This is a genomic window from Streptomyces sp. NPDC040405, assembly GCF_055595765.1.
Window position 1 is genome coordinate 163,270 of sequence record NZ_JBVIVI010000002.1, and the last position, 11,987, is coordinate 175,256.

Consider the following 11,987-nt stretch of genomic DNA (forward strand, 5'->3'; position numbering starts at 1 on the left):
GCACCTCCGAATTTTCGGAGGTGCTCAGCCCGCCAGCCAGTCGTCGATCCCCGCCAGCAGCCGCCGTCGTACGTCCTCCGGCGCCGCCGAACCCCGTACCGACTGCCGTGCCAGCTCCGCGAGTTCCTCGTCGCCGAAGCCATGGTGCTCGCGCGCCAGCTGGTACTGGGCCGCCAGCCGCGACCCGAACAGCAGCGGGTCGTCGGCGCCCAGCGCCATCGGCACCCCGGCGTCGTACAGGGTGCGCAGGGGTACGTCCTCGGGCTTCTCGTAGACCCCGAGGGCGACATTGGAGGACGGGCACACCTCGCAGGTCACCCCGCGGTCGGCCAGCCGGGCGAGCAGCCGCGGGTCCTCGGCCGCGCGCACCCCGTGGCCCACCCGGGACGCCACGAGGTCGTCCAGGCAGTCGCGGACGCTCCCGGGCCCCGACAGCTCGCCGCCGTGCGGGGCGGCGAGCAGCCCGCCCTCCCGGGCGATGGCGAAGGCGCGGTCGAAGTCGCGGGCGAATCCGCGCCGCTCGTCGTTGGAGAGCCCGAAGCCGACCACCCCGCGGTCCGCGAAGCGCACCGCGAGCCGGGCCAGGGTGCGGGCCTCCAGGGGGTGCTTCATCCGGTTCGCGGCGACCAGGACCCGTATCCCGAGCCCGGTGTCCCGGGAGGCGGCGTCGACCGCGTCCAGGATGACCTCCAGCGCCGGGATCAGCCCGCCCAGGCGCGGGGCGTACGAGGTGGGGTCGACCTGGATCTCCAGCCAGCCGGAGCCGTCCGCGACGTCCTCCTCGGCGGCCTCGCGCACCAGCCGCCGGATGTCGTCGGGCTCCCGCAGACACGACCGCGCGATGTCGTACAGCCGCTGGAAGCGGAACCAGCCGCGCTCGTCGGTCGCCCGCAGTCTCGGCGGCTCGCCGCCGCTCAGCGCCTCGGGCAGATGGACGCCGTATTTGTCGGCGAGTTCAAGGAGCGTGCCGGGGCGCATGGAGCCGGTGAAGTGGAGATGCAGATGCGCCTTGGGGAGCAGATGTACATCGCGTGCCATCTGCAGATTTTGCCGCACGTCCGGACCGGCCGGTACCGCTTTCGCCGAACGTGGCCTTGCCCGCACAGGAATCCGGGTCCGGACGAGAGCGGGCGCCCGGCCGTGGCCGGGCGCCCGCTCTCATGGGGGGAGGCGCTCAGGCCCTGTCCGGCGGATCTTCGCGGGCCCACGACGCCTGGCACGGCACCTCGCCGCGTTGTCGGGATCGCCCGAGTACGACCCGGTACGAGGACGACCCTCCGCCTTGCGATGTACCGCACCAGACGCCGCGGGCTGATCCACGAAGATCCGCCGGACAGGACCTACGCGCGGGCCTCCGCCAGCAGCTTCTGGATCCGCGAGATGCCCTCGACGAGGTCCTCGTCGCCCAGCGCGTAGGACAGCCGCAGGTAGCCCGGTGTGCCGAACGCCTCACCCGGCACGACGGCGACCTCGGCCTCCTCCAGGATCAGCGCGGCCAGCTCGACGGTGGTCTGCGGCCGCTTGCCGCGGATCTCCTTGCCGAGCAGCCCCTTCGCCGACGGGTAGGCGTAGAACGCGCCCTCCGGCTCCGGGCACTCGACGCCGTCGATCTCGTTGAGCATGCGCACGATGGTGCGGCGGCGGCGGTCGAACGCCTCGCGCATCGTGGCGACGGCGTCGAGGTCGCCGGAGACGGCGGCCAGGGCGGCGGCCTGCGCGACGTTGCTCACGTTGGAGGTGGCGTGCGACTGGAGGTTGGTCGCGGCCTTCACCACGTCCTTGGGGCCGATGATCCAGCCGACCCGCCAGCCGGTCATCGCGTAGGTCTTGGCGACGCCGTTGACCACGACGCACTTGTCGGCCAGCTCGGGCACGACCACCGGCAGCGAGTGGAACTTCGCGTCGCCGTAGACCAGGTGCTCGTAGATCTCGTCGGTGAGCACCCACAGCCCGTGCTCGGCGGCCCAGCGGCCGATCTCCTCGATCTGCTCGCGGCTGTAGACCGCGCCGGTCGGGTTCGACGGCGAGACGAAGACCAGCACCTTGGTGCGCTCGGTGCGGGCCGCCTCCAGCTGCTCGACGGAGACGCGGTAGCCGGTCGTCTCGTCAGCGACGACGTCCACCGGGACACCGCCGGCCAGCCGGATCGACTCCGGGTAGGTGGTCCAGTACGGCGCAGGGACGATGACCTCGTCGCCCGGGTCGACGATCGCGGCGAACGCCTCGTAGATCGCCTGCTTGCCGCCGTTGGTCACCAGGATCTGGGCGGCCTCGACCTCGTAGCCGCTGTCGCGCAGCGTCTTCGCGGCGATGGCGGCCTTCAGCTCGGGGAGCCCGCCGGCCGGCGTGTAGCGGTGGAACCTGGGGTCACGGCAGGCCGCCACAGCCGCCTCGACGACGTAGTCGGGTGTCGGGAAGTCCGGCTCACCGGCGCCGAAGCCGATCACCGGGCGGCCGGCGGCCTTGAGGGCCTTGGCCTTGGCATCGACGGCGAGGGTCGCGGACTCGGAGATGGATCCGATCCGGGCCGACACCCGCCGGTCGGTCGGGGACTGTGCGGGAGGAGTAGCAGCGGTCATGGAGGCATCGTCGCAGACGGGCGAAAAGGGCGGTACACGGGTTTAAGGAGACTCACACAAGTCGTCTGCCGGGATTCAACCCGAGCGCACGGGCGCTTCTCGTTCGACGCCCGGCCGTCAAGCACGTACACTCAACCGTCGTTGGCCGCTCAACAGACGTATCCGACCCGCACACTCCGTGCAGCGGGATGGATGCGGTAGGTTGGGGGTTGCCGCAAAGGGTCGTAGCTCAATTGGTAGAGCACTGGTCTCCAAAACCAGCGGTTGGGGGTTCAAGTCCCTCCGGCCCTGCTACACGCACTTGATCGTCAGGGTGCGTGCATGCGTACGCAAGGACAAGCACCGCTGTGCGGCCGGGCCGGACGCGGCACGGCCACGACCCGGATTCAGGTGAGGACGAGTGACGGAAGCCCTTGGCTCCACCGCGACGCCTGAGAGCGGTCGTCCCGACGAGGACGAGGTGGCGACCAAGAAGGGCCGCCGTGGTGGCAAGCGCGCGAAGAAGGGGCCCTTCGGCCGGCTCGCGCTTTTCTACCGCCAGATCATCGCCGAGCTGCGCAAGGTCGTGTGGCCCACGCGCAATCAGCTGTCGACATACACCAGCGTGGTGATCGTCTTCGTGCTGATCATGATCGGCATCGTGACCGTGATTGACTATGGGTTCAACAACGCCATCAAGTACGTCTTTGGCTGAGACCCCGCGGAGGGCGGCCGTGTACCGGGCGCCCTTTCGCACGTTCCACCCCTTGAAGCCAGGAAGAAGCAGCCACCGTGTCTGACCCGAACCTGAACGACGCCGCCGAGCCCGTCGAGTCCCGTGAGGACGAGCTCGACATCGTCGAGGCGGCGGACTCCGACCAGGCTGAGGCCGCCGACGCCGCTGCGGGCGAGCCTGCCGAGACGGCCGCGATTCATGTCGAGGACGAGGCCGAGGCCGTCGTCGAGACCGCGGAGGACGAGGACGTCGCCGAGGCCGAGGTCGACGTCGACCCGGTCGAGGCCCTCCGTGACGAGCTGCGCGGGCTGCCCGGCGAGTGGTACGTGATCCACACCTACGCGGGCTACGAGAAGCGCGTGAAGGCCAACCTGGAGCAGCGTGCCGTCTCGCTGAACGTCGAGGACTTCATCTACCAGGCCGAGGTCCCCGAAGAAGAGATCGTCCAGATCAAGAACGGCGAGCGGAAGAACGTCCGTCAGAACAAGCTCCCCGGCTACGTGCTGGTGCGCATGGACCTGACGAACGAGTCCTGGGGCGTCGTGCGGAACACCCCCGGCGTCACCGGCTTCGTGGGCAACGCCTACGACCCGTACCCGCTGACCCTGGACGAGATCGTCAAGATGCTCGCCCCGGAGGCCGAGGAGAAGGCCGCCAAGGCTGCCGCCGAAGAGGGCGGCGCCCCGGCGCCCAGCCGCAAGGTCGAGGTCCAGGTGCTGGACTTCGAGGTGGGCGACTCGGTCACGGTCACCGACGGCCCGTTCGCCACGCTGCAGGCGACGATCAACGAGATCAACGCCGACTCGAAGAAGGTCAAGGGCCTGGTCGAGATCTTCGGCCGGGAGACCCCGGTCGAGCTGAGCTTCGACCAGATCCAGAAGAACTGACGCTTCTTCCGCACCCTTCCGACAGGTCAGATCGGGCCCTTCCGGGGCCGGTCTGACCTGCTCGGTTTCAGGCCGCACACCTATACCCGTTATCGTTGTGCGGTATGCCTCCATCCGGATGACCCGGAGTGGAGGCGGACCACCTCTCACTAGGACCCGGAGAGAGCATGCCTCCCAAGAAGAAGAAGGTCACGGGGCTGATCAAGCTCCAGATCCAGGCCGGTGCCGCGAACCCGGCCCCGCCGGTCGGCCCCGCGCTGGGCCAGCACGGCGTCAACATCATGGAGTTCTGCAAGGCCTACAACGCCGCGACCGAGTCGCAGCGCGGCATGGTCGTGCCGGTGGAGATCACGGTCTACGAGGACCGCTCCTTCACCTTCATCACCAAGACGCCGCCGGCCGCGAAGCTGATCCTCAAGGCCGCGGGCGTGGAGAAGGGCTCCGGCGAGCCGCACAAGACCAAGGTCGCCAAGATCACCCGCGACCAGGTCCGCGACATCGCCACCACCAAGATGCCCGACCTGAACGCCAACGACCTGGACGCCGCCGAGAAGATCATCGCCGGCACCGCCCGTTCCATGGGCATCACGGTCGAGGGCTGACAGCCACCCCGTAGCACCACCGTGGCAGGGCCAATGCGCGGTCCGGACCACGACTCCGAACACAACATCAGGAGCAGAGTTGAGCAAGCGCAGCAAGTCCCTCCGCGCTGCGGACGCCAAGATCGACCGGGAGCGCGCGTACGCCCCGCTCGAGGCCGTCCGTCTCGCCAAGGACACCTCCCCGAGCAAGTTCGACGCGACCGTCGAGGTCGCCATGCGCCTGGGCGTCGACCCGCGCAAGGCCGACCAGATGGTCCGCGGCACCGTGAACCTGCCGCACGGCACCGGTAAGACCGCCCGGGTCCTGGTCTTCGCGACCGGTGACCGTGCTGCGGCCGCGGAAGCCGCGGGCGCCGACATCGTCGGCTCCGACGAGCTCATCGACGAGGTGTCCAAGGGCCGCCTGGACTTCGACGCCGTCGTCGCCACCCCGGACCTCATGGGCAAGGTCGGCCGCCTGGGCCGGGTGCTCGGTCCGCGTGGTCTGATGCCGAACCCGAAGACCGGCACCGTCACCCCCGACGTGACGAAGGCTGTCACGGACATCAAGGGCGGCAAGATCGAGTTCCGCGTCGACAAGCACTCGAACCTGCACTTCATCATCGGCAAGGTTTCCTTCGACGAGACGAAGCTGGTCGAGAACTACGCCGCGGCGCTTGAGGAGATCAACCGTCTCAAGCCGTCCGCCGCGAAGGGCCGCTACATCAAGAAGGCGAGCCTGAGCACGACGATGGGCCCCGGCATCCCGCTGGACGCCAACCGCACTCGCAACCTGCTGGTCGAGGAAGAGGCCGTCTGAGCCCCTTCCTGACCGGAACCGCCGGGCCCCCGCATCTCGTGAAGAGAGGCGGGGGCCCGGCGCGTTGATGTCGGCGGCCCCCTATAGGGTTCGGCCTACAGTCGTAAAAGAAAAATAAGGGGGAACCGTGCGCGGTACTCATGTGGGTGTGCGATGCGTGATCGCGGCCTGTGGCGTTGTTCTGATGGCCGGTCTCACCGCGTGCGGGAGCGACAAGTCCGATGAGGGCAAGGCGGGCGGCAAGGGCGACGGCGGCGGCCAGTCGGTGGGCAGCCCGCTGGCGGCCCTGAAGCTCGCCTCCGAGCGCACGGACGAGCAGCACTCGGCCAAGGTCGAGGGCTCCACGCAGATGGGCACCCAGTCCTCCGAGCTGTCCGGCGCCATGGACTGGGCCGACGGCATGAACGCCAACATGACGATCACGCAGAAGGGCGGGGCGATAGCCTCCAGCCCGATCGCGGGCAAGCCCCTCCAGGCCCGGTACACGCCCGACGCGATGTTCATGAACATGGGCGACGAGTTCGCCCAGCAGGCGGGCGGCGGCAAGCACTGGATCAAGTACGACTACGACGCGCTGGCCCAGAAGGCGGGCGCCTCCGGTGCCTTCCTCAAGGACCAGATGCAGAACAACAACCCGTCGCGCTCCGTGCAGCTGCTGATGGCCTCCGGCAAGGTGAAGAAGGTCGGCTCGGAGGACGTCAAGGGCGCCGAGGCCACCCACTACACGGGCAAGATCGAGGTCTCCGAGCTGGCCAAGATGCAGTCCAAGGACCTGAGCCAGTCGGACCTGGACGCGCTGCAGAAGCAGATGGAGCAGTCCGGTATGAAGACCGAGACCATCGATCTGTGGATCGACAGCAAGAACCTGCTGGTCAAGAAGCGTGAGCAGGCCAACAGCAACAACGGCGCCTACGACTCCACGGTCTTCTACTCGGACTACGGCACCAAGGTCACCGTCGAGGAGCCGTCGTCCTCGGACACCGTCAGCTTCGAGGAGATGGCGGGCGGCGCCTCCGCGCCGTCGCCCAGCAGCTGATTTGCCCGGCCGCGGCCCGTTCGCGTAATCTGCTGCAGAAGCCAAAGACCGCTGGTTGTCGCTGTCTCTCCGCAAGGGGATTCGGCGGCTGAAGGATCCGCTAGCTTGCGGGCGACCCGCGTAGGTGACTGTGGTTGAGCTCCCGAACGGGCTGTGTGTCCGTGCGGTCGAGTCACGCCCCGTGCGCCTGCGCCGGGGCGTTTTCGTGTTGTTCAGTCTCCTTCCTTCAGGCCGATGCGGTCCTCATCACCCGGAAGGAGGCCGAGGCTCATGGCGAGTCCCGACAAGGTCGACGCCGTCGACGAGATGCGGGAGAAGTTCCGCAGCTCGAACGGCGCCGTTGTGACCGCGTACACCGGTCTCACCGTCGCACAGCTCCAGGAGCTGCGCCGTTCGCTCGGTGAGAACGCCCAGTACCGTGTGGTGAAGAACACGCTGACCAAGATCGCGGCCAACGAGGCCGGGATCAACCAGCTCGACGACCTGTTCACGGGTTCGTCGGCCGTCGCCTTCGTCACCGGTGATCCGGTCGTGGCGGCGAAGGGTCTGCGTGACTTCGCCAAGGAAAACCCCGCCCTCGAAATCAAGGGCGGCGTGCTCGACGGCAAGGCGCTGTCCGCCGACGAGATCAAGAAGCTCGCGGACCTCGAGTCCCGCGAGGTGCTGCTCTCCAAGCTGGCGGGCGCCATGAAGGCCAAGCAGTCCCAGGCTGCCGCGCTCTTCCAGGCCCCGCTGTCGAAGTTCGTCCGCACCGCGGAGGCGCTCCGGCAGAAGCAGTCCGAGCAGGGCGGTGCCGGCGAGCCGGCTCCCGCCGAGGCCGCGGCCGCCGAGTAATCAGGCCCGGTCACAGCGGGCCCGGACGCCCGCCCGACATTTTCATCCGGCACCTGCCGACTTAGTGGAAGGACCGCCATCATGGCGAAGCTCACCCAGGAAGAGCTGCTCGAGCAGTTCGAGACCCTCACCCTCATCGAGCTCTCCGAGTTCGTGAAGGCGTTCGAGGAGAAGTTCGACGTCACCGCCGCCGCTCCGGCCGCCGTCGTCGCCGCCGCCCCGGGTGGCGCGGGCGCCGCTGCCGAGGCCGAGGAGGAGCAGGACGAGTTCGACGTCGTGCTGACTGGCGCCGGCGACAAGAAGATCCAGGTCATTAAGGTCGTGCGTGAGCTGACCTCGCTGGGTCTGAAGGAGGCCAAGGACCTCGTCGACGGCACCCCGAAGCCGGTCCTCGAGAAGGTCAGCAAGGAGGCCGCCGAGAAGGCCGCCGAGTCCCTCAAGGGCGCCGGCGCCTCGGTCGAGGTCAAGTGATCTCACGGGTCGGATGACCCGCGCTGCCGTGAGGGCGATCACCCGTTGGGGTGGTCGCCCTTCGGTGTTCTTGTGACGGCTACGCTGACTTTCCGGTTCCGGCAGGTATGGTGATCTTCGTTGCCCGTCGCCACGCCCTGTGACGATCTCGGCGGAGTGGGGGGCCTTGACGAACGGCACGCAGCGCGCAATTCTCGGGACGCGACGTCACACCGATCCGTAAGTCCGAGGCATGGATCGTCGGCGAAGCGGGCAGTATCGATATGCGCTGGCGAGGCGCGGTTGCTGCCGACCAGGCGTGTGAAGGACAACGAGGGGCGGGCCCCCTCACCGGAGGGAGAGATTGGCGCTGCCGGTCTCAGAAACTCGGCGCTGGACATCAGTGTGCCAAGTGGCTACACTGACCCTTTGCGCTGCCTGTTAGCTGCTCCCTGCCCGTCACCAGGGGCATACCCACCTTTGAGCACTGCCGATGAAACCGTCCTGATCTGGGATTTCATCCATGGGTTCGCGGTGGGACCGGTACGCGCGTAGTGAGTCCGAGCCCTCGGAAGGACCCCCTCTTGGCCGCCTCGCGCAACGCCTCGACTGCCAATACGAACAATGGCGCCAGCACCGCCCCGCTGCGCATCTCCTTTGCGAAGATCAAGGAGCCCCTCGAGGTTCCGAACCTCCTTGCACTGCAGACCGAGAGCTTCGATTGGCTGCTCGGCAATGCCGCCTGGAAGGCTCGCGTCGAGGCTGCGCTGGACAGTGGTCAGGACGTCCCCACCAAGTCCGGTCTGGAAGAGATCTTCGAGGAGATCTCCCCGATCGAGGACTTTTCCGGGTCGATGTCCCTGACCTTCCGTGATCACCGCTTCGAGCCGCCGAAGAACTCGATCGACGAGTGCAAGGAGCGCGACTTCACGTACGCCGCTCCGCTCTTCGTCACCGCTGAATTCACCAACAACGAGACCGGCGAGATCAAGTCTCAGACGGTCTTCATGGGCGACTTCCCGCTCATGACCAACAAGGGCACCTTCTGCATCAACGGCACCGAGCGTGTCGTCGTCTCGCAGCTGGTCCGCTCGCCGGGTGTGTACTTCGACTCCTCCATCGACAAGACGTCCGACAAGGACATCTTCTCGGCCAAGATCATCCCGTCCCGGGGTGCCTGGCTGGAGATGGAGATCGACAAGCGCGACATGGTCGGTGTCCGCATCGACCGCAAGCGCAAGCAGTCCGTCACCGTCCTGCTCAAGGCGCTCGGCTGGACCACCGAGCAGATCCTCGAGGAGTTCGGCGAGTACGAGTCCATGCGCGCCACCCTGGAGAAGGACCACACCCAGGGCCAGGACGACGCGCTGCTCGACATCTACCGCAAGCTGCGCCCGGGCGAGCCGCCGACGCGTGAGGCCGCCCAGACGCTGCTGGAGAACCTGTACTTCAACCCGAAGCGCTACGACCTGGCCAAGGTCGGCCGGTACAAGGTCAACAAGAAGCTCGGCGCGGACGCCCCCCTCGACGCCGGCGTGCTGACCACCGATGACGTCATCGCGACCATCAAGTACCTGGTCAAGCTGCACGCCGGTGAGGCCGAGACGGTCGGCGAGGCCGGCGACATGATCGTCGTCGAGACCGACGACATCGACCACTTCGGCAACCGCCGCCTGCGGAACGTCGGCGAGCTGATCCAGAACCAGGTCCGCACCGGTCTGGCCCGTATGGAGCGCGTCGTTCGCGAGCGGATGACCACCCAGGACGTCGAGGCGATCACGCCGCAGACCCTGATCAACATCCGGCCGGTCGTCGCCTCCATCAAGGAGTTCTTCGGCACCAGCCAGCTGTCGCAGTTCATGGACCAGACCAACCCGCTGTCGGGTCTGACCCACAAGCGCCGTCTGTCGGCGCTGGGCCCGGGTGGTCTGAGCCGTGAGCGGGCGGGCTTCGAGGTCCGTGACGTGCACCCCTCGCACTACGGCCGCATGTGCCCGATCGAGACGCCGGAAGGCCCGAACATTGGTCTGATCGGCTCGCTCGCCTCGTACGGCCGGGTCAACGCGTTCGGTTTCGTCGAGACCCCGTACCGCAAGGTCCACGAGGGTGTCGTCACCGACAAGGTGGACTTCCTCACCGCCGATGAGGAAGACCGCTTCGTCATCGCCCAGGCGAACGCGCCGCTGGCCGACGACAACACCTACGCCGAGAACCGCGTCCTGGTCCGCCGCCGTGGCGGTGAGGTCGACTACGTGCCCGGCACCGAGGTCGACTACATGGACGTCTCGCCGCGCCAGATGGTGTCGGTCGCGACCGCCATGATCCCCTTCCTCGAGCACGACGACGCCAACCGCGCGCTCATGGGCTCGAACATGATGCGCCAGGCCGTGCCGCTGATCAAGGCGGAGTCCCCGCTGGTCGGCACCGGTATGGAGTACCGCTGCGCGGTCGACGCGGGCGACGTCATCAAGGCCGAGAAGGACGGTGTCGTCCAGGAGGTCTCCGCCGACTACGTGACGGTGGCCAACGACGACGGCACCTACACCACGTACCGGATCGCCAAGTTCTCCCGCTCCAACCAGGGCACCTCCTTCAACCAGAAGGTGGTCGTCGACGAGGGCGCCCGCGTCATCACCGGCCAGGTCCTGGCCGACGGCCCGTCCACCGAAGAAGGTGAGATGGCGCTCGGCAAGAACCTGCTCGTCGCGTTCATGCCGTGGGAGGGCCACAACTACGAGGACGCGATCATCCTCAGCCAGCGGCTGGTGCAGGACGACGTCCTCTCCTCGATCCACATCGAGGAGCACGAGGTCGACGCCCGGGACACCAAGCTCGGCCCCGAGGAGATCACCCGGGACATCCCGAACGTCTCCGAGGAGGTCCTGGCCGACCTCGACGAGCGCGGCATCATCCGCATCGGTGCCGAGGTCGTTGCCGGGGACATCCTGGTCGGCAAGGTCACCCCGAAGGGCGAGACCGAGCTGACCCCGGAGGAGCGCCTGCTGCGCGCGATCTTCGGTGAGAAGGCCCGTGAGGTCCGTGACACCTCGCTGAAGGTGCCGCACGGCGAGATCGGCAAGGTCATCGGCGTCCGCGTCTTCGACCGCGAAGAGGGCGACGAGCTGCCCCCCGGCGTGAACCAGCTGGTCCGCGTCTACGTGGCGCAGAAGCGCAAGATCACCGACGGTGACAAGCTCGCCGGCCGTCACGGCAACAAGGGCGTCATCTCGAAGATCCTGCCGGTCGAGGACATGCCGTTCCTGGAGGACGGCACCCCGGTCGACATCATCCTCAACCCGCTGGGTGTCCCGTCCCGAATGAACCCGGGACAGGTCCTGGAGATCCACCTCGGCTGGCTGGCCTCCCGCGGCTGGAAGGTCGAAGGCTCCGAGGAGTGGATGCAGCGGCTGCAGGCGATCGGCGCCGACGAGGTCCAGCCCGGCACCAACGTCGCGACCCCGGTCTTCGACGGTGCCCGCGAGGACGAGATCGCCGGTCTCTTCGAGTCGACGATCCCGAACCGCGACGGCGACCGCCTGGTGCAGTCCTCCGGTAAGGCCCGGCTCTTCGACGGCCGCTCAGGCGAGCCGTTCCCGGACCCGATCTCGGTCGGCTTCATGTACATCCTCAAGCTGCACCACCTGGTGGACGACAAGCTGCACGCCCGGTCCACCGGTCCGTACTCGATGATTACCCAGCAGCCGCTGGGCGGTAAGGCTCAGTTCGGTGGCCAGCGCTTCGGAGAGATGGAGGTGTGGGCGCTGGAGGCTTATGGCGCCGCGTACGCCCTCCAGGAGCTGCTGACCATCAAGTCCGACGACGTCACCGGCCGCGTGAAGGTCTACGAGGCCATCGTCAAGGGCGAGAACATCCCCGAGCCCGGCATCCCCGAGTCCTTCAAGGTGCTCATCAAGGAGATGCAGTCCCTGTGCCTCAACGTGGAGGTGCTGTCCAGCGACGGCATGTCCATCGAGATGCGCGACACCGACGAGGACGTCTTCCGCGCTGCGGAGGAGCTCGGCATCGACCTGTCGCGGCGCGAGCCGAGCAGCGTCGAAGAGGTCTGACGGGTCTGGCCGGGGCGG

Annotated in this window: 10 protein-coding genes and 1 tRNA gene; 9 read left to right on the plus strand and 2 right to left on the minus strand. The window is 67.7% G+C overall.

The genetic code is table 11. The features are described from left to right. Positions 1-24 precede the first annotated feature (24 nt). Together ACZ59A_RS07985 and ACZ59A_RS07990 are read right to left on the minus strand one after the other, a co-directional pair. Positions 25-1,038: an adenosine deaminase gene (locus tag ACZ59A_RS07985; protein WP_470955069.1), complete on the minus strand. Its 1,014-nt coding sequence runs from the start codon at positions 1,036-1,038 to the stop codon at positions 25-27. 302 nt (positions 1,039-1,340) lie between these two features. Next, positions 1,341-2,579 carry a pyridoxal phosphate-dependent aminotransferase gene (locus ACZ59A_RS07990; protein ID WP_468049141.1) on the minus strand — a complete coding sequence of 413 codons (1,239 nt, stop codon included), beginning with the start codon at positions 2,577-2,579 and terminating at the stop codon, positions 1,341-1,343. Positions 2,580-2,797: 218 nt separating this feature from the next. Between ACZ59A_RS07990 and ACZ59A_RS07995 the strand changes: the two genes are divergently transcribed. The 9 genes from ACZ59A_RS07995 to rpoB all read left to right on the plus strand — a co-directional run bounded on the left by ACZ59A_RS07995 (position 2,798) and on the right by rpoB (position 11,969). Further along, a tRNA-Trp gene (locus ACZ59A_RS07995) sits at positions 2,798-2,870 on the plus strand. A gap of 109 nt (positions 2,871-2,979) precedes the next feature. Further along, positions 2,980-3,273: a preprotein translocase subunit SecE gene (secE, locus tag ACZ59A_RS08000; RefSeq protein ID WP_468049140.1), complete on the plus strand. Its 294-nt coding sequence runs from the start codon at positions 2,980-2,982 to the stop codon at positions 3,271-3,273. A gap of 77 nt (positions 3,274-3,350) precedes the next feature. Next, positions 3,351-4,181 (plus strand): transcription termination/antitermination protein NusG, encoded by an 831-nt coding sequence (nusG, locus tag ACZ59A_RS08005; RefSeq protein ID WP_470955079.1) that lies wholly within the window; start codon positions 3,351-3,353, stop codon positions 4,179-4,181. A 167-nt stretch (positions 4,182-4,348) separates the two neighbouring features. Then, positions 4,349-4,783 (plus strand): 50S ribosomal protein L11, encoded by a 435-nt coding sequence (gene rplK / locus ACZ59A_RS08010; protein ID WP_009715899.1) that lies wholly within the window; start codon positions 4,349-4,351, stop codon positions 4,781-4,783. 79 nt (positions 4,784-4,862) lie between these two features. After that, on the plus strand, positions 4,863-5,582 hold the full coding sequence (gene rplA / locus ACZ59A_RS08015) for a 50S ribosomal protein L1 (protein ID WP_468049137.1): 720 nt from the start codon (positions 4,863-4,865) through the stop codon (positions 5,580-5,582). 127 nt (positions 5,583-5,709) lie between these two features. Beyond that, a complete protein-coding gene (locus ACZ59A_RS08020; RefSeq protein ID WP_470955083.1) occupies positions 5,710-6,618 on the plus strand; it encodes an SCO4651 family lipoprotein in 909 nt (302 codons plus the stop codon). Between the two features lie 270 nt (positions 6,619-6,888). Continuing rightward, the gene (gene rplJ, locus ACZ59A_RS08025) at positions 6,889-7,452 is read left to right on the plus strand and encodes a 50S ribosomal protein L10 (protein WP_470955085.1); all 564 of its coding nucleotides are present in this window, start codon (positions 6,889-6,891) and stop codon (positions 7,450-7,452) included. Between the two features lie 78 nt (positions 7,453-7,530). Beyond that, positions 7,531-7,923, plus strand: coding sequence for a 50S ribosomal protein L7/L12 (gene rplL / locus ACZ59A_RS08030; protein ID WP_199844443.1), 393 nt, complete (start codon positions 7,531-7,533; stop codon positions 7,921-7,923). A gap of 563 nt (positions 7,924-8,486) precedes the next feature. Beyond that, positions 8,487-11,969 carry a DNA-directed RNA polymerase subunit beta gene (gene rpoB / locus ACZ59A_RS08035; RefSeq protein ID WP_470955087.1) on the plus strand — a complete coding sequence of 1,161 codons (3,483 nt, stop codon included), beginning with the start codon at positions 8,487-8,489 and terminating at the stop codon, positions 11,967-11,969. Positions 11,970-11,987 lie beyond the last annotated feature (18 nt).

Bases quoted from the DNA above. Each gene is read 5' to 3' on its own strand.
- ACZ59A_RS07985 (WP_470955069.1), bottom strand. From the start codon at position 1,038: ATGGCACGCGATGTACATCTGCTCCCCAAGGCGCATCTGCATCTCCAC.
- ACZ59A_RS07990 (WP_468049141.1), bottom strand. From the start codon at position 2,579: ATGACCGCTGCTACTCCTCCCGCACAGTCCCCGACCGACCGGCGGGTG.
- rplK (WP_009715899.1), top strand. From the start codon at position 4,349: ATGCCTCCCAAGAAGAAGAAGGTCACGGGGCTGATCAAGCTCCAGATC.
- rplJ (WP_470955085.1), top strand. From the start codon at position 6,889: ATGGCGAGTCCCGACAAGGTCGACGCCGTCGACGAGATGCGGGAGAAG.